General features: G+C 60.9%; 16 protein-coding genes. 6 read left to right on the top strand and 10 right to left on the bottom strand.

Going from position 1 to position 17,987, the window contains the following annotated elements; all coding sequences use genetic code 11:
- Both AC6I8B_RS07090 and AC6I8B_RS07085 read right to left on the bottom strand, forming a co-directional pair.
- Positions 1 to 915, bottom strand: coding sequence for a DMT family transporter (locus AC6I8B_RS07090; RefSeq protein WP_010669796.1), 915 nt, complete (start codon positions 913 to 915; stop codon positions 1 to 3).
- 96 nt (positions 916 to 1,011) lie between these two features.
- A complete protein-coding gene (locus AC6I8B_RS07085) occupies positions 1,012 to 1,185 on the bottom strand; it encodes a con-10 family general stress protein (RefSeq protein WP_010246636.1) in 174 nt (57 codons plus the stop codon).
- Between the two features lie 300 nt (positions 1,186 to 1,485).
- On the opposite strand from AC6I8B_RS07085, the gene wrbA reads away from it, so the two are divergent.
- From wrbA to AC6I8B_RS07070, 3 genes are read left to right on the top strand one after another with little or no spacing between them, the layout of a single operon-like run.
- On the top strand, positions 1,486 to 2,085 hold the full coding sequence (gene wrbA, locus AC6I8B_RS07080; protein ID WP_022625914.1) for an NAD(P)H:quinone oxidoreductase: 600 nt from the start codon (positions 1,486 to 1,488) through the stop codon (positions 2,083 to 2,085).
- Positions 2,086 to 2,105: 20 nt separating this feature from the next.
- Positions 2,106 to 2,336: a YccJ family protein gene (locus AC6I8B_RS07075; RefSeq protein ID WP_010669794.1), complete on the top strand. Its 231-nt coding sequence runs from the start codon at positions 2,106 to 2,108 to the stop codon at positions 2,334 to 2,336.
- Positions 2,337 to 2,389: 53 nt separating this feature from the next.
- Entirely contained in the window at positions 2,390 to 3,763 is a 1,374-nt protein-coding gene (locus AC6I8B_RS07070; protein ID WP_497817667.1) for an NAD-dependent succinate-semialdehyde dehydrogenase, read from the top strand.
- Between the two features lie 65 nt (positions 3,764 to 3,828).
- On the opposite strand, the gene agp is transcribed toward AC6I8B_RS07070, so the two are convergent.
- From agp to AC6I8B_RS07040, 6 genes are all read right to left on the bottom strand, one after another.
- The gene (gene agp, locus AC6I8B_RS07065) at positions 3,829 to 5,487 is read right to left on the bottom strand and encodes a bifunctional glucose-1-phosphatase/inositol phosphatase (protein ID WP_497817666.1); all 1,659 of its coding nucleotides are present in this window, start codon (positions 5,485 to 5,487) and stop codon (positions 3,829 to 3,831) included.
- A gap of 475 nt (positions 5,488 to 5,962) precedes the next feature.
- Positions 5,963 to 6,646 (bottom strand): PIN domain-containing protein, encoded by a 684-nt coding sequence (locus AC6I8B_RS07060; protein ID WP_497817665.1) that lies wholly within the window; start codon positions 6,644 to 6,646, stop codon positions 5,963 to 5,965.
- 5 nt (positions 6,647 to 6,651) lie between these two features.
- The gene (locus tag AC6I8B_RS07055; protein ID WP_497817664.1) at positions 6,652 to 7,308 is read right to left on the bottom strand and encodes a hypothetical protein; all 657 of its coding nucleotides are present in this window, start codon (positions 7,306 to 7,308) and stop codon (positions 6,652 to 6,654) included.
- A gap of 38 nt (positions 7,309 to 7,346) precedes the next feature.
- Entirely contained in the window at positions 7,347 to 10,847 is a 3,501-nt protein-coding gene (locus AC6I8B_RS07050) for a DEAD/DEAH box helicase (RefSeq protein ID WP_497817663.1), read from the bottom strand.
- A complete protein-coding gene (locus AC6I8B_RS07045) occupies positions 10,834 to 11,616 on the bottom strand; it encodes a HamA C-terminal domain-containing protein (RefSeq protein WP_497817662.1) in 783 nt (260 codons plus the stop codon). The genes AC6I8B_RS07050 and AC6I8B_RS07045 overlap by 14 nt, the downstream gene beginning before the upstream one ends.
- A complete protein-coding gene (locus AC6I8B_RS07040) occupies positions 11,603 to 12,874 on the bottom strand; it encodes an ATP-binding protein (protein ID WP_497817661.1) in 1,272 nt (423 codons plus the stop codon). Before AC6I8B_RS07040 ends, AC6I8B_RS07045 begins: the two co-directional genes overlap by 14 nt.
- A gap of 591 nt (positions 12,875 to 13,465) precedes the next feature.
- Between AC6I8B_RS07040 and AC6I8B_RS07035 the strand changes: the two genes are divergently transcribed.
- A complete protein-coding gene (locus tag AC6I8B_RS07035) occupies positions 13,466 to 15,493 on the top strand; it encodes a ParB/RepB/Spo0J family partition protein (protein ID WP_497817660.1) in 2,028 nt (675 codons plus the stop codon).
- A 135-nt stretch (positions 15,494 to 15,628) separates the two neighbouring features.
- A complete protein-coding gene (locus AC6I8B_RS07030; RefSeq protein WP_497817659.1) occupies positions 15,629 to 16,045 on the top strand; it encodes a hypothetical protein in 417 nt (138 codons plus the stop codon).
- Positions 16,046 to 16,064: 19 nt separating this feature from the next.
- Here AC6I8B_RS07030 and AC6I8B_RS07025 read toward each other — a convergent pair whose 3' ends face one another.
- Positions 16,065 to 16,463 (bottom strand): carboxymuconolactone decarboxylase family protein, encoded by a 399-nt coding sequence (locus tag AC6I8B_RS07025; protein ID WP_497817658.1) that lies wholly within the window; start codon positions 16,461 to 16,463, stop codon positions 16,065 to 16,067.
- Complete coding sequence (locus AC6I8B_RS07020; protein ID WP_497817657.1) at positions 16,399 to 16,827, bottom strand: MerR family transcriptional regulator; 429 nt, start codon at positions 16,825 to 16,827, stop codon at positions 16,399 to 16,401. The genes AC6I8B_RS07025 and AC6I8B_RS07020 overlap by 65 nt, the downstream gene beginning before the upstream one ends.
- Positions 16,828 to 17,619: 792 nt before the next feature.
- On the opposite strand from AC6I8B_RS07020, the gene AC6I8B_RS07015 reads away from it, so the two are divergent.
- The gene (locus AC6I8B_RS07015; protein ID WP_497817656.1) at positions 17,620 to 17,934 is read left to right on the top strand and encodes a DUF736 domain-containing protein; all 315 of its coding nucleotides are present in this window, start codon (positions 17,620 to 17,622) and stop codon (positions 17,932 to 17,934) included.
- The last annotated feature ends 53 nt before the right edge of the window (positions 17,935 to 17,987 follow it).

The following is a 17,987-nucleotide window of genomic DNA, read 5'->3' as shown; positions in this document are numbered from 1 at the left end:
CTACTCCAGCGGTGTGGCAGCAGGCTGCACCGCTTTTTTTCGTTTCAGCCGCAGCTCACTGACGATCACCCCGCAGACGATCAGCGCGCCGCCCAGCAACGCCAGCGCAGGCAGGCGCTCACCCGCAATACGCCCCACGACGCCGGCCCAGACTGGTTCCCCGGCATAAATCACCGTAGCGCGGGTTGGCGAAACGCTGCGTTGCGCCCAGTTCATGGTGACCTGAATCAGCGCGCTGGCTGCACCCAGCCCCAGCGCGCTGAGCAGCAGCGGCGTTGAGATGGCAGGCACCGTTTCCCCATTGGGGATCATCAGACCAAAGGCGCACAGCGACGCCACCGCCAGCTGGATCAGGGTCACACGGCGCACATCGACCTTACCGGCATAGCGGCTGATTAAGATGATCTCGGCGGCGATCGCCAGGGTACTGATCAGCGTCGCTATTTCACCCGCATTCAGAGTGATGCGACCATCCTGCGGCCCGGCCACCAGCAACAGGCCGGTAAACGCCAGTACAATCCCCAGCCACGACATCAATCCCGGCGGACGGCGCAGAAACAGCCATTGCAGCAACGGCACGACAGGGACATAGAGCGCGGTGAGAAAGGCGGACTGACTACTGGAGATGGTCTGCATTCCCCACGTCTGAAGACCATAGCCCCCGGCGATCGACAGGCCTATCAGCGCACCCGCTTTCACCTCCAGCCAGGTCATGCCTGCCAGATAACGGCGGAAAAAGAGCGCCAGCAGCAGCGCGGCGGTGGCAAAACGCAGGCCGACAAAGAAGAACGGGCCGGAGTGCTGCATCGCACGATGCACCACCAGAAAGGTGCCGCCCCAGATCATGGTGATGAAAAGTAATACCAGCTCCTGCCGCGTCAGGCGCAGGGTTAAACCGCGGAGTGTGTCCGACATAATTCACCTGATGATGTGTCCGGACAATATTGTGGGGAGAGCGAGGGGGAAAAGCAACGACGTTAACCGCCGGTCTCAACCGGCGGCAGTGTGGGGCTATGCGTCCGGTTTTTTAGGACTGCTGCGTCCCCCTTTCTCACCGGCACGCGCGGCGCGCTGCGGATCGTTTTTAAAATTACCGCCGCTGTTTTTTCCCCCTTTACGTCCCGCTTCTGCGGCACGTTCACGGTTTTCAGCAAAATTTCCAGAACCCCCACGATGTGTTGTCATGATTTGCTCCTGTCGCGTAGTGCGATAATTAAGAATTAAAAACAGAGGGCTGACGGCCCGAAACGCGAGCTCAGCCCATGTTTAAATAATAGCCAGATTATCCTTTCACTCGTCCGCCAGTCACATTTAGCAACAGAGTAATCACCAGAAATTTGGCTAAACAACGAACACTCTGCCGACTTACAACCGATTAGCTGCTGATTTATTGCCCGACTCCTCCGTTCCGGCTTCGGCATCGCCTGCGTAAAATGAAAGCTCTTCTATACTTTTTCTGGACGTCAAAACCATCTGGAGAGATCAATGGCTAAGATTCTGGTGCTCTACTACTCGATGTACGGACATATTGAAACAATGGCGAACGCGGTTGCAGAAGGCGCTCGTCGGGTTCCCGGCGCGGAAGTGGATATCCTGCGGGTACCAGAAACGATGGAGGCCGATCGCTTTGCCCAGGTGGGCGGCAAAACCGATCAGCAGGCAGCAGAAGCCACGCCTGAGGTGCTGCCGCACTATGACGCGATTATCGTCGGTACCCCGACCCGCTTCGGCAACATGGCCGGACAGATGCGGACATTCTGGGATCGCACCGGCGGACTCTGGGCGTCAGGCGCGCTGTTTGGCAAGGTTGCCAGCGTCTTTACCTCAACCGGCACCGGCGGCGGACAGGAACAGACCATCACGTCTGTCTGGACCACCCTGGCGCATCACGGCATGGTGATTGTGCCAATCGGCTACGGAACCAAAGAGTTGTTCGATATTTCACAGGTTCGCGGTGGAACGCCTTATGGAGCCACCACCCTGGCGGGCGGCGATGGTTCGCGTCAGCCTACCGAAGCGGAACTGAATATCGCCCGTTTTCAGGGCGAACATGTTGCCGGACTGACCGTCAAACTGCAGGACTGATTTAATCAAAGGAGAAAAGTATGTCTACTGAACAATCAAAAGCACATCACGTTGGCGAATGGGCAAGTCTGCGTCATACCTCCCCTGAAATTGCCGAGGCCATTTTCGAAGTGGCCAATTACGATGAAAAACTGGCAGAAGAGATCTGGCGTCAGCAAGGCAGTGATGACGTGCTGATTCGCGCCTTTGAAAAAACCGATAAAGATCTCCTGACCTGGGATGACAAGCCCGTAGAACGTAAGAACGTCTGATTCAGGGGCGGGACTTTCCCGCCCTCAATTTTTAGCTCACCAAGGAGTACGCTATGTCTTCCTATCAAAGCATTAATCCCGCAAACAACCAGTTGCTGAAAAGCTGGCCGTCACACGATGAAGCTGCCGCCAGCCATGCCCTCGAAGTGGCCGATCGCCTTTTCCATTCTTCATGGAGCAAAGGTGATATTCAGCCGCGTCTGCAGGTACTGAAAAAACTGGCTGACCTGATTGATAGCCGCGCGGAAGAACTGGCCACCATCGCCAGTAAAGAGATGGGTAAACTGATTGGTCAGAGCCGCGGAGAAGTGAAAATCTGCTCGCAGATTGCCCGCTACTACGCAGAGAATGCGGAACGTATTCTGCAGCCGCAGTCCTATCCCAGCGATCTGGGCGAAGCCTGGGTTGAGTATCACCCGATTGGCGTTTTAGTTGCCGTCGAGCCGTGGAATTTCCCTTACTATCAGCTGATGCGCGTGCTGGCACCTAATCTGGCGCTGGGTAACCCGGTGCTGGCAAAACATGCCAATATCGTGCCGCACTGTGCCGATGTCTTTGAGAAGCTGGTTCGTGAAGCGGGTGCGCCTGAAGGGGCCTGGACTAACCTGTTCATCTCCACCGATCAGGTCGCCGCTCTGATTGCTGACGACCGGGTGCAGGGTGTCGCCCTGACCGGATCCGAGCGCGCTGGCAGCGCCGTGGCTGAGCAGGCCGGTAAGCATCTTAAGAAATCGACGCTGGAGCTGGGTGGCAACGACGTGTTTGTGGTGCTGGATGATGCCGATCTCGACGAAGCGGTACGTCAGGGTGTGCAGGCTCGCCTCAGCAACTGCGGCCAGGTCTGTACCGCCGCAAAACGTTTTATTCTGCATGAGAAGATTGCCGATCGCTTTATCAGCCAGTTCAGCGCCGCGCTGAGTTCTGCCACGCTGGGCGATCCGCTGGATGAAAAGACCACGCTTGGCCCGCTCTCCTCCGCTGACGCGCGTGATCGCCTGGTGAAACAGGTAGACGAAGCCGTCGCCAATGGCGCAAAACTGGTTACGGGCGGCAAAGCCGTTGAAGGTGCAGGTTGCTACTATCAGCCAACCATTCTCACTGGCATTACCCCGGATAATCCCGCCTATTATCAGGAGTTCTTCGGTCCGGTCGCGCAGATTTATGTCATAGGTGACGATCAGGCGGCTGTGGCGCTGGCGAACGACTCTCACTATGGTCTGGGCGGCTCGGTCTGGACACGCGATATTGCACGCGGTCGTAAACTGGCCTCCGCCATTGAAACCGGCATGGTGTTTATCAACTCCCAGAGCGACACCTCAGCGGAGCTGCCCTTTGGTGGCGTGAAACGTTCAGGTTATGGCCGTGAGCTGTCTGATCTGGGCATCAAAGAGTTTGCTAACCAGAAACTGGTGGTCGTGGCGGGTTAATCGCCTTGCAGCCATAAAAAAACCCCGTCTCGACGGGGTTTTTTATTATCAGCCGGAAAGCACGATTACTGTGTTGCCACAGCCGCTGACTTTGATTCGTCGTTGTGCGCTGTTGCAGGCGTGTTCGAGGCGTTAGCCTGGTCAGCCGCACCTTTATCGGCACTGGCTGATTTCGCTGCCGCGTTGTCCGCTTTCGCTTTCTCAGCGGCGGCTTTATCGGCTGCTGCCTTGTCCGCTTTTGCCTTCTCAGCGGCGGCTTTATCGGCTGCTGCCTTGTCCGCTTTTGCTTTTTCAGCGGCGGCTTTATCCGCTTCAGACTTCTCAGCGGCAGCTTTATCGGCGTCAGCCTTCTCTTTCGCCGCGGTCGCTTTATCCGCTTCAGCCTTATCAGCAGCAGCGTCATTGGTCGCTGCGGCTTTCGCACTGTCGTCGTCAGACTGGGCTGCCGGTTGTGGTGCCGCCACTGGCTGCATTGGCGTGCCCTGCAACGCAGCATTCAGCACCTGAGAGAACTGATCCCAGCTGCAATAGCCGTTTGCATCGGTCTCACAACCCGCCAGCTGCAGCGTAACGCGCTTCGGTGGGTTCTTCAGGCTCAGCACGTCTGCGTTGCGCAGCTGATCGGCGCTCTGATAGACATACTCAACTTTGAGCAGGTCTTTATCATTTTTCGCATCATGCCAGCGTTCGAAAACAACCTGACCGCCAATCGGCGTTTTTTCGAAGGTATCAGTCAGTTCATAAGGCTTGACCTGCAACGCGCTCAGCAGCGAGGCGATGTTTGAGTCATGGCCTACCATCAGCGTAAATTTTGGCGCGTTGGCTTTGTCCTGATCCACTAACTGACTGCGGATGTAGTCCACCAGCGGTGCCGCCACTTCACGGGAAATGTCCGGGCTGGTAAACAGTGCGTCCTGGTAACCATTTTTAATCGCTGACAGCTCTTTCCACTGCTCAGGCGTTTTGATCTGGCCCCATGCAACCTGATCCAGCGGGAAACCTTCGTAATATTGCAGCGTGAACGCATCCATCAGGGAATTCCCCGTTTTCAGCGGGCCACTGACATTCGGTTCTTTACCATTTTCAGCGCTGAAGGTGTTCTGACCACTGCTGAGGTCGCACTGCTTTTTATTGTTGCAGGCAGGCGATGCTTTGTAATCGACAATCTTTTCCAGGCGCTGGAAGGCAGGCTTCAGCGACAGTTTTTCATTTGCAGCGGCCATCTCAGCCAGCGCTTTCTTATTGAATGCTTCACTGCCATCTGTGATAACCGGATTGAAGATAGGATCCATGGAACCCATTTCATCCTGATGAGAAACAGCGACGTCACAGCCCGGGAAGGCGCCATTAACAAAGAACTGGGCGGTGGCCACAGTGCGCTGCAGGCTGTTGGCGTAAACAAAGACGTTATTGCTGTCAGGACAGCTGCCGTTCTTTACCAGGCCCTGCTGTGCCAGCCACTGACGGGTGTAGTTACCCATGTAGACTTCCAGCACACCACCTTTCGTGGTCAGCTGTCCGCCGGGAACATCCCACTGCGGCCAGCTCTTTTTGGTCGACTGCGCCAGCACGCTGCCATTATCAGCCAGCGGTGCACGCAGATTGTGACGACTTAACATCAGCACCTGTTGCAGCTGCATATCACCCTCAGCAGCAAATGCTACCGTTCCGACCGGCAATGCAGCGAGCACTGACAATGCGCAAAGACTCAGTTTCTTGATCATTGTGCCTATTCCATTCATTCAGTAAAGAAACACTCTGGCTATCAACCCATTAGCTCGCCTCAGAGCGATGTAATCAACAGTGTAACTCAGCTCGCCTCAGAAAAGCGCCAGATGTTTGCAAAAACGGTGAGTGGACTATAGCAGAGATGCACCGGAGAGATGAATGCGCAGCCACGCGTCACAGAGAGTGGCACGCTTTTTTCAGACAGGAAGAAGTTACAGAGAGAGCAGAAACGAAACAGGCCAGCACTGCGTGCTGGCCTGTAAAATGTGGCGGGCCGCCCGAGATGGGGATGAGAACTACGAGATCGTCATATCCATTTGAAACGAATAGATAGTTTTCAGCGGACTCGGTATTCGGCGGTGATCGGCTACATTTGAGTGCTCATCAGCGGGAATATCGGGCTTTCGGCGGTTCCCTGAGCCTTCGGAGAACAAGATTGCGTTCGATGCCGAGACTCGCATGATGCTTTCCCTAAAGGCAGAGCGCGTACTTGGCCGCACTCATATTGGGCGCATAGCCAAGGTTGATCGTGCCAAATTCCGCCGCGATGTCGGGCTTCAAAACCTTGCTTTCGGTCAAATACTCATTGGTATTCGACGACAGGAAAACGATCGGCGTCGTCACCCCGGCAGCACGCAAGGCCGAAACGGCCTCAAGATAAGTTTCATAGACCAGGCAATCTTTGGAGGATTCCTTGCCACGTCTCGCGGGAGCGATGCCAGCGTTGACCCGAGCAAATGCTTTGGCGGGGACAACAGGGCTGGGCGTGACATTGCCGAGCTTGGCGAGCCAACGCCCGACAACCGCCCTTGCACGCCCGACATGATCGTCGAGATGCGTAAGGTTGACGTTGCCTGGAGCACCGAAGACGGCGGATAGCTTGTTGATGCGCTCGACTTGCTCCCGAACCCTCCTGAGATTGCGCTCAGCCTCATCCTGGACAGGCTGGTCGTGATCGGAAAACTCGATCGCTACCTGTTCCGCCATAAGGCATATGAGACGACCCGATTCCGCCGCCGCCACGAGATCGATGGCTGCCTGCCGGTCGTGCGGTTTCGCCGTCTCGCGTGTCGGATCACGCATGACGTCCAGAATGAAACATGTGTCGATGCACAGCACCGGAACGCCCGCTGATGCAATCGCGTGTGCGTCCATCCGGCTCAATGCTCGTCGTAATAGGCAAGAAGAGCGATGGCGGTCTCAAAATCGCCTGCAAGATTGTGAGCGGAGTTCTCGTCCCAACCGTCCACTTCATGTAGCCAACGCGCCAATCGATCAGCGCCGGGCTTGTCGCCGCTGCGATGCACAGCGACAATAAAATCGAACCAGCGACGTTCATCCGAAGGATGGCTCGCTCCCGTCGACTTATTGGCCGCGCCGGAGAAACGCTTGAGTTTTAGCGCAGCGTCCGGAGACAACCAGTCATCGAGTGTTTGCCGAGGTTCCGTCGTCGAGATTGTGAAACCGTATTGGGCTGTGACCGGCGCAGCTATGCGCGCAATAAAATCTGTGAGCACGGCATTGTATTGGGCGAAAGTGAGGCTTCCCATCTCCAAAGGAACGATGTTCGGGACATAGTAGCCGTCCTCGGTTCCCCATAGGGTAAGCCCGGCCTCCGGATAGTCTTGGCCAGCATCTCGACGGAAAAGAACGACATCCTCCGAGGTCACAGCGTTCCGCGCTACCTCCGCCGACCTTTCCAAATCCACGCGCCAAGGTTCAATCGCCGCCGCGATGAGCGCTTCGCGCAAGTCGGGCCGTTTCGCGATGGGGCCACGGATGGCCATATCTTGGAAAACTTCGAGTTTGTCTGTCATATAATTTCTCTCGGATTATCTTTGGCTACTGTCGCCTCCTACGCATCGGCCTGCGGCCAACGCAGTTTTCCGCGGCCGACACGAAGCGCCTCCACTAGTCTTGTGTTGCCGGGCAACCGACCCGAAAACAGGCTGGGCTTGGGATCGACCGCAGCCTTCTTGAAGGCGGCGACACGCTGGTAGTCGGGCGTTGTCAGCCAAGTCCGCCCATCACCCTCGTCGGTGACGATCCTATACAGGCCGGCAGGCGGAGCGACGGCGATGTCGAGCAGTCGCTTATAGTGTTCGACCGACCACTTCTGAATGCCGCCGCTAAGGGCCTCGGTTCGGAACCGCGCCCATAGCGCAGCCGTATCGGGCGTTGGCCAATCGCCAGCGTCGGTGTAGGCCGTGATCTCATCAGATTCGAGCCAGGCCCGCATCTCAGCAGGCGTAACGAAGACTGGCTTGGCGTCCTCGACCGCCGCCATGGCGGCGCGCCTCGACGGAAGACCGGCCCGGATTAACATCGACATCATGAACTGCGGAACGCCGGTCTCGACCGCAGCAGCGGCTCCACCCGCCACCGTATCCGGCGACCAGCCGAGGGACATGCGGCGAGTACGGACAGCTTCCAAGGCCCAAACCAAACGATAGGTGAAGGCATCTTCGACGGCCCGCATGTTCTGCGGCCCGATCTTGGCCACGTCCTCGCCAGACACCCAACTGCGTAGGATCGCCTTCCAATTGGCTGGTAGCGCGTTCGCCTTGTCAGGAATGAAAGGACGCATGAACAGCAGGCGGTCGCCAAGACCACCGAGGGCATCGACAAGTTCGCCGATGTCGCCGCTCAGCGCCGCTTGGTCTGCGCGGTCGAGGAGTTCGGCCAACTCGTCGGCCATGGCGTCGATGGTGAGACCCGCCTCAAGTCCTACGCCCATCGCGAAATGTCCGCGCCGCGCCTGCGCCGTGGTGGTCTTCCAGATGAGGTCGGCGCGTGCTTCGAATATCTTTCTGTGCAGCGGTGCGATATCCTCGTTCTCGCGGGCAATCTGGCGTGCCCAAAGCGATCCCTTGAGCGCCTCGTCCAGAAGCTTGGGCAGGTCGGCCCGATCAGCGTCCAGCGCCTCGATCAGACCGAACACGGTCGCGTCGAGGCGTTCGACGATCTGCGAAAGCGGCTCCTCATCAATGATCTCTTCCTCATCGCCGCCGTCTTCATCATCGTCGTCGCCATCGTCGTATTCCGCGCCGGCAGCCAGACGCTCAGCGACGGCAGCTTCCTCCGCTGGCGATCTCCAGGCTTCGCGGGCATTGGCGAGATATTCCCAGGCGTCATGACGATCCAGCACACCCTCTCGTGACAAGCGGTCAAGAATCTCGGCGACGATCTGGATGAGGCCGCTCTTCAGCGTGCGGGCCTTTGCGGAGGCGACCAGCTTCCGCCATTCCTTCTTTCGCCAATCGATCTTATCGAACATGACGTGAACGATGAGCCCTTCGACATCGACGAAGGCGCGGCCGGCGCGACCCGCGACATTCGCGAACTCCTCGCCCTTGATCTTCTCGGACGCCCGATACAGCGCTGGCACTAACAGGACGGCGGCGTTGAGGTTGAGGCCTTGCGATAGCGTCGGCGACGCGACGATGACCTTCAGCACACCCTCGGACAAAAGGGCTTCCAGCTCACGAAGGAACGGACTCGGCAGCCGGCCATGGTGGACGGCAACGCCCGCCTTCAAACAAGCGACGGCGGGATGGTCTTCGCCCAACCATTCCTTGCCGACCTCCAGAGCGCGGGCGATCGACGCCTCATCCTCCAGCAGCGAATCCAGATAACCGCGCTTGCAGAGGTCCACGACCTGTTTGCCATAACTTTCGACCCAATTTGCCTGGGTGGAGAAGATCAGGGTCCGCTTGCCTTGGCTCGCAAACTCCCATGCCGCGAACAAGGCGAGATGCGAGTTCTTGCGCGGATAAGGCTTCTTCTCCTTTCCGAGCGCGGGCTTCTCCAAGACAAATTTGTCGAGGAACGGGCCATCGTCATCGAGATCCAGTCGGAGCAGCGCATCCTTGCCCCGCCAAGTGAGCGCGCCGAACCGTTGCCGCGTCGGCCGCCAATCGGAACGCACCGGCTCGCCCGGTTCATCGGCGCGAATCCATGCGGTGAGATCGTCAAGTTCGTCGCCGCTGGGCAGAATGGCGGAGAGGCACACCATTCGGCGTTCGTCCGCGTCCGCGCGCCGGAGCAGGCGCTGCACGAGCGTCTCATAACGGATTTCGCGCTCGCTCGGGCCGATCATATGGCCTTCGTCGAGGACGATCAGGCCGACATCATCGATCAGCGAGGGGTCGCTTCTCAGTGCGAAGTCGAGCTTTTCGGGTGTCGCGATGATGATCTCGCGGGAGCGCAAGGCGTCTTCATCTCCAGCCGAAAGACCGCTGGCGCCATAGAGCGAAGAGACGCTGAAGCCGAGTGGCGCGAAGGTCTTTCTGAAAGAGCGCTCGGTTTGAGCGGACAAAGCGCGCAATGGCGTAACGATCAACACCCGGCGCGCCGACGACAGCGTCATCAGCGCGGCGATCTCGGCCACGCGCGTCTTGCCGGCGCTGGTCGGCAAGGCGACGACCAAGTCATCCGTGACATCCGTGGAGCGCTGCGCCGCCTCGCGCTGCGATGGCCACAGTTCCACCTCGGAGGTCCGGCGCGCATAGAGTGACGAGATGAACAGCCGTCGCAGGCCCGGATATTTTTCCTCCGTCCCCTCCGGTGGCTCGGTCGGCAGTGTCTGGTGGAGCGAATGCTGCCAAAGGTCGTCGATCAGATGGCGGCAGAGGTTCGAAATCCACCACAGCGGCACATTCTCCGCGTTGTCAGCCAAACTGACCGCGGTGCCAAGAAGCGCGCGCGCGATCTCGATTGGCTCGGGTTCGCCGGTCTCCAGTGCAAAATCAAAATGGGCCAGCGCCCGGCAAATCGTCGTGTTGAGGATCGTCGATATAGCTTCATCGATATCGGGTTCTTCCCCCGTCAGGGCGGCAGCGATTTGCTCATCGCCATGAGCCTCGTCGGCCAGCCAGTCGCGAACATATCCGCGCAACTGGCCGAGATCGCGCAGGATCAGGTGTTGGATCGCCGTCTCGCCCGGAGACGCATTGAGGTCGCCCGTTATCTCGTTGAACAGAGAATAGGCGACGGCCGAGAAGCCGGCCAAGTGATAGGCCGCGGCAGCGATGGTGCGGCGAAAACCGCGATCGGGTGATTCCGGATCGCCGTTGCGCACCAGCGCCTCAAAAGCGTTGGCGGCCCGCTCGAATGCCTTGCTGGTCAAGGGCGAAGCACCGGCCTGCGTCCGCAAGGCCATTGCGCCCCGGAGCAGGGCAAAGCCGTGTTCGGCGAGATCCGTCTCGATCGTCGCGCCAAGGGGCGGCGCATTCGCCGGCAGCACGCCTTCTTCGCGCATCAACGACCAGGCCGCGCCGCGATAGAGGAGACGGCCGAGAATGCCGTCAACCGTCGCTGTCGCCAAGAATGCGGTCAGTTCGTCAATCGTCTCCAAGGTCTTCCGCCTCCTGGTACATCGCTGCGATGAAGTCCTGATGATCCTCGACGTGAATGTTCAAGACATAGTGGTCGCGATTGGTCCCCGTGGCATCGAGGTCGTCTTTCAGCGAAGCGTGCGGGCCGTTGCCAGACACAGTGAAGAGCATGTGGTCGATGCGATCGGCGCGAAGGGACTTCAGGCCCACCTCGTCACGCAGGCTGCGCCCCAATGCGTTGTCGTCCGGGTCATTGCTCTCCAACAGGCGGTTGGCGACAAAGAGCAGGGAATCGGGCGTGCAGCGGCCGTTGTCGCGGTCGAGCACCTTGCGGGCGCTCGTGACCGTGGCCTTGCCGAGCACCTTGTTGCTTTTGGCTTCGCCTTTCAGGAGCCATAGCTTTTCGCCAGTCGCATCGTATCCCGCGCCGATAAAATCGTCGCCGCGCATCGCCATGTTGCGACCGTCCTTGTAGCGGAGGCGGCGAACGGGAACGCGCAGGCCAATTTCTTCCTCGACCAGTTCGGTCGCGAGAATCTCACCAAGATCGCCGGAGCGTCCCTTGGGTGTCTGTGGCATTGCCTCGCTGAGAATTTTTGCCGCGACCTTGTAGCCGAGCCGTCCCACGTCTTCGGCAATGCGTTCCAGTCTGTCGTAATGTGAGCGGATCGTCTCGGCGAGGGCATCGCGAATTTCATCGCGCCCGCCGTCCTTCTCGACATAAGTCCAATAGTGCTTTCGCTTGTCTTTGTTCTTGGTGGCCTCGCACCAGCTTTCATACAGGCCCATGCGATCCTCCTTTGGCTGTTTTGTTCGTCGGCGCTTCTCCATCCCAAAGGCTCGACAATGGCGCCGCTGCTAGCCTGTCGCCGAACGGCACGACATCCACGCTGTCATAGAGGACGACGCCGAAAGCGAAGCGATCTCCGCACGCTTCGGCCAAAGCGCGCAGCCCCCCGAAATCACCAGCCTTCACCGTAGCGCTGGCCTTCACCTCGATCCCGACGATCATGCCGTCGTCGCGCTCCAGCACGATGTCTACCTCGCGCATGTCGCGATCCCGGAAATGATGCGGAGTCAGCCGCAGGTCCGAAGCGCTCATCAGCTTCAGAGTTTCCGAAAAAACGAAACTTTCGAGAAGCGCGCCGAATGTGCCGCGATCGGCCTTCACTCTGTCGAAAGTCAGACCGCGCACGGTCGCCAGCAAGCCGGAATCGAGGAAGTGCAGCTTGGGCGTCTTGGCGATGCGCTTCAGGGCATTGGTGAACCAGGGCTGCACGGTTGCGACCAGAAACACCTGTTCGAGCAGCCCGACATAGCGCTGCCCCGTCTTGTGGGTGACGCCAATGCCCGCGGCAAACTGGGAATAGTTGACCAACTGCCCCGAGTGTTCGGCCAGCAGCCTCACGAATTTCGGTAGCTCCGTCAGTTTCTCGACGTCGGCGATGTCGCGCAGGTCGCGCGTCAGGATCGAGGTGAGATAGGATCGCAACCAATCCTGCCGCCGCCGCTCGGTGTCACGGCTGATGGCTTCGGGAAAACCACCGAGCAGGACGAGTTGGACCAGATCGTCACCGACGATCGCATTCCGCTGACTCTGGAGCTTTCCCTCGAACAGTCGCTCCAAAAAGCTCGGTGTCCGGCCTTCGACCTCGGCCTTGGCCAGCGGCAGCATCTGGATGGTTTCCATTCGCCCCGCCAGGCTGTCGGCGATGCGCGGCAAGGTCAGCACGTTCGCCGACCCCGTCAGCAGGAATCGTCCCGGCCGATAGTCCTCATCGACTGTCTTTTTGATCGCTAACAGCAGGTCAGGGGCGCGCTGGATCTCGTCGATGATGGCTTGATCCAGCCCCCGGATGAAACCGGCCGGATCGGATTGAGCGGCCGCAAGAACCGTTTGATCGTCCAGCGTGATATAGGTTCGGCCAGCCTCGCCCATCTTGCGGACGAGCGTGGTCTTACCGGCCCGGCGCGGCCCCACGATCAGGACCACGGGCGTATCCGAAAGGGCTTCTTCCGCCCGTCGTTCTACAAACCGTCCGTACATGCCAACTCCGAGACTCAGCAGATTGAGACTATCTGCCCCGGCAAATTGGGAGTCAATGGCCCGCATATTGGTAATGAAAGGGTCGCGATCCGGGAGAGGTTGGGGAAAGCCTTCCCCTGCGACCGAGCCTTGGGTCTCAGCCGACCCCTTCTGCGGGGACACCCCGCAACACCCCAAGAAAGAATAATCCGGCGGAGATTGCACGACGGCCTGAGTATAGAGAGAGGCTTACGGCGCCCGTCATGAAGGTGTCCCTATAGACAGATACTCGCGGTACAATACGGCGATCAGGCTGCACGGCTTTCAGGCTCTGCGGCTTTGCACATCCTGATCCAGTTTCGTGCCCGGCGCCCGCTGACGCTCATGCCGGGCGGGTTGCTTGGGGGCTCTGCCCCCTGGCGCGGCGCAAGGGATCGCTGACGCTCGTCCGGGGCGGTCTCCCCAGCCTTCCTCCACGGCTCCGCCGTTCCGTGCAGGCCGGGTGATCCCCCTCCGCCGGTCGCCCTTGCCCCTTGCACCCCCCGGTCTCGCCGACGGGCAGGGTTGCAGCGCAGCGCTGCGCTCCAACCCAAGCCCATGAGGATCAAGACCATGACCGACACTGTTGATACGATCGCCACGGTTTCCGAAACCCCCGCCGCCGAGAACGGCGCGGTGCTGTTCGTGCCGCTGAACAAGCTCAAGAAGTCGCCCCGCAATGCCCGCAAGACCCCGCACAGTGACGCCCATATCGAGGCGCTGGCGGCCAGCATCGCCGCCAAGGGGATGCTGCAAAATCTGGTGGTGGAGCCGGAGACGAATGCGGCGGGCGAGCCGACCGGCAGCTATTTCGTGACCATCGGCGAAGGCCGGAGGCTGGCGCAGATGCTGCGCGTAAAGCGCAAGCAGATCAGGAAGACGGAAGCCGTCCGTTGCGTTCTGGATACCGAGAACGACGCGGCGGAAATCTCGCTCGACGAGAACATCACCCGCGAGGCGATGCACCCGGCCGACCAGTTCGAGCGGTTCCGCGAGCTGGCGGACAATCGTGGATGGGGGGCGGAAGAGATCGCCGCCCGGTTCGGGGTGTCGGTCCATGTCGTGAAGCAGCGGCTGCGCCTCGGCGCGGTCAGCCCGAAGTTGATGCAGGTCTATCGCGACGGCGGCTTGTCGCTGGACCAGTTGATGGCTTTCACCATCACCGAGGATCACGACCGGCAGGAGCAGGTGTTCGACACCCTGTCCTATAACCGCGAGCCGTGGATCATCCGGCGCGACCTGACCAAGATGAACGTTGCGGCTTCCGACCGGCGCGCGATCTTCGTCGGAACGGAGGCTTATGCGGAGGCCGGTGGCACCATCCTCCGCGACCTCTTCACCGAGGATCGGGGCGGCTATTTCGAGGACGCCGCGCTGCTGGACCGGCTGGTGATCGACAAGCTGGAAGGGATCGCCGTCGAGGTGCAAGCATCGGAGGGGTGGAAGTGGACCGCCGTTCACATCGACTTTCCCCATGCGCACGGGATGCGCCGGACCTATCCGCATCCGGTAGACCTGTCGGCGGACGATGCCGCCGCCTATGACGCCGCGCAGGAGGAATACGACCGTCTGACCGCCGAATATGACGGCTATGACGAATTACCCGAGGAAGCGGATCAGCGGTTCGGCGAGTTGGAAGCGAAGATCGAGCGGATCGACGCCAAGCGCCATGCCTATGACGGCGACGAGATCGCGCGCGGCGGTGTGTTCGTTATCCTCGGGTCGGACGGCACGGCGCGCATCGAACGCGGCTTCATCCGCGCCGAGGACGAGGCCCCGGAGGCAGAGGACGAAACCGCCATCGTGGAGGGTGTGGCCGTCACCGAAGACGGGGAGATCGTCGGAGGCGAGGCAACCGGCACGGACGACGACGCCGAAACGCAGACGGAGGAAGAAGACGCCGGGGATGCGGGCAAGCCGCTGTCGGACTTACTCATTCGCGACCTGACCGCCCATCGCACACTCGGCCTGCGCCTCGCCCTTGGCGAACAGCCGGACATGGCGCTAGTCGCCGTGGTCCATGTGCTGGCGGCGCAGACCTTCTATCGCGGCGGCGAAGCCTCTTGCCTCGAAATCCGGCTGACCAGCGCGTATCTCGCCCCTCACGCGGACGGGATCGAGGACACGCCCGCCGCGAAGGTGCTGGCGGATCGTCATGCCGGATGGGCGTCGGACATGCCCCGTGATGTGGCGGACCTGTGGGGCTTCGTCGCCGGGCTGGATCCTGCGAGCCTGATGGCCTTGCTCGCGCATTGCGCATCCCTGACCGTCAATGCGGTCAGGATACCGTGGGAGCAGAAGCCGAACGCCCGCGCGACCACCGAGACGCTGGCGAGCGCGGTGGCGCTGGACATGGCGGCGCACTGGACCGCGACCGGCCCGACCTATCTCGGCCGCGTGACCAAGGCGCATATCCTAGCCGCCGTGCGCGAAGGCGTCAGCGATGACGCCGCCGAGCGGATCGCGGGCTTGAAGAAGCCGGAGATGGTGCAAGCCGCCGAACAGCTTCTGGCCGGAACGGGCTGGCTGCCCGCCGTGCTGCGCACCGCGCGAATCGAAGCCGAGCCGGAAGCGGACGCCTATCTCGAAGCCGCCGAGTGAGGACCGGGCCGGGATCGCGCGAGCGGTCCCGGCCTTCCTGTCTTTTCCCATTCAGAAAAAATCGCGGTCGCGCGGGGATCGACCCCGCGCGACCGGCCGATGACGCGACCGTCATCGGTTCAGGAGGAATGTGCGATGATCCTGCTCCTATTGATGGCCGTCGCGCTGGTCGCCGGTCTGTGTGTCCTGGCCTATATGCTGGCTGTTTACGCGCTGCCCTTCATATTCGGCGTCGAGGTCGCGCGTTGGGCCTACGCCTCCGGCGCTGGCCTGATCGGCGCGGGACTGGTCGGGCTGGTGGCGGGTGCAGCCGCCTACGGTCTGCTACTGGTATTGTTCATGGTGGTGCGCCCGCCGATCCTGCGCCTCGCCGTGGCGCTCGCCTTCGCCGCGCCCGCCGCCATCGCCGGCTATGCGCTGGTCCACGGCATCACGCGCGAGGCGGTGCCGTCCGAGGTCTGGCGCGTCATCTTCTGTGCGATCGGCGGTGGCATCACTGGACTGTCCGCCTTGGCGCGTCTGATCGCAGCCATGCCGCGCGTAGACGGATGATGCCCTTCGACCGCTTCTCCTATGCCGCGTGCTGAGCGAAGACCTCCTTGGCGGCGAACAGCCCGTTCAACGCCGCCGGGAAGCCCGCATAGACCGCCATCTGCATGATGATCTCGGTAATCTCTTCACGGGACAGGCCGACGTTCATCCCGGCCTCGATATGCACCTTCAATTGCGGCGCGGCGTTGCCGATCGCCGTCAGCGCTGCGATGGTTGCAATCTCCCGCGCCCGCAGATCGAGACCGGGGCGGCTGTAGATGTCGCCGAACGGAAACTCGAACAGATAGGTCGCGAAATCCGGTGCGATGTCGGCTAGCGCGGCGATCACCTTCGCTCCGGCTTCGCCGTCGATCTCAGCGAGCGCGCGCTGTCCGCGTTGCAGTCGGCTTTCGGCGTCGTTCTGGCGGTGTTGCGTCATAGTCTTTCATCCTCTGATCCTCGCCGGCATATCCGGCGATCTTGGTGTCGAGGACGAGCAGGCAATCCTGGAGGTCAGCTACATGGGCACGAACCTGCGCCCGATGCTGTTCCAGCAGCGCGCGGCGTTCGGCTTCCGTGCCGACACCTTGCTCCCGCAAGGCCGCATAGCGCAGCATGTCCCGGATCGGCATCCCGGTCGTTTTCAAGCGGCCGAGAAAGGCGATCCAGATCAGGATAGAGGCGTCATAGTCCCGTTGGTGCGATCGATCCCGGTCGGCATAGGGAAGCAGCCCGATCCGCTCGTAATGGCGGATGGTATAGGCCGACAGTCCCGAACGCTTCGCCAGTTCACCGATCTTCATGAGCACCTGTTTCGTCACGACGCACAGGAAGCTACGGGTTCGAGCGCACTCTAAGTCAAGCATGTTTCCTCATGACCGGAGAATGAGGTCGTTGCCCTGCGGGCCGCGCTCTTGGCTGCGCCGGAACCACGCCCACGGGCGCGTTTCCGCCATTCGGCTTCGATCGCTAACGCAGCGGCGGCAGCGGGCCGCATGAAGCCTCGCCGATGGCAGGTGCGACGGTGCGTGGCCGAAACGGCGCTGGCGGCGGGACCAGTTGAGTTTATACCAACCTCAGTGCGCCGACAGCACCGCGTCGCAGATCAGGCCGGGGCGGTTCGTCCAGCCCGTTCGACAGCAGCCGGGCGGGAGCATTCCATCCAGCCGGCCCGTCTGGTGGCGCGGACGATCCAGCAGAGCCGCCGCGCAGCGTTCTCCATAGGGTCGGGACAGGCCAGCCGCCTCCCGTAACAGGGCCATCAATACTGGTGATCCCGTGGCCCGTTCCATCCCGTGACAGGGTGTCGGAGTCGCATGTCCGTATCTTTCCCGTCCTGCAGGGCCACGCCCACGGCGTCCTCGAATGCCATGGGTCTGACCGAAGACCGGCTTCGCCTCGATCATCCTCCCGCAACGTCCGGCGCCGGCTTTTTTCCGCCGCGCGCGAGCGCGCTTTGCATCGCGAGACAAAAAAGCCGCCGCCGCCCGTCCTCCATTGCATTCCGGCCTTTCAGGTGCGGGCTGATCGTCCCCGGTCGCACGACCCGCATCGAGGTCGCGATGGGCGCGGCCCGAGAAACGGAGTAAGCGACAATGGCGACCATCGGCACCTTCACCAAGACCGCGAACGGCGACATCACCGGCACGGTCAAGACCCTGACCCTCAACGTCAAGGCCAAGTTCGTCCCCACCGAGGGCGACAGCGAGCGCGGCCCCGACTACCGGATCGTCGCCGGCGCCACGGAATTCGGTGCGGCCTGGAAGAAGACCGCCCGCGAAACCGGCCGCGAATATCTCTCGGTCAAGCTGGACGATCCGAGCTTCCCGGCCCCGATCTACGCCAGCCTGGTCGAGGACGAGGGCGGCGAGGCCCACAATCTCATCTGGTCCCGCCGCAACGGCGACTGAAGCTGGACACCTCCCGAAGCCCTGCCGCGCGCGGGGCTTCGGGAGGCCGGCGC

The sequence above is a fragment of the Pantoea sp. X-Soil-ISGK-285 genome, assembly GCF_059730815.1.
This window is presented reverse-complemented; position numbering and strand designations above follow the sequence as displayed.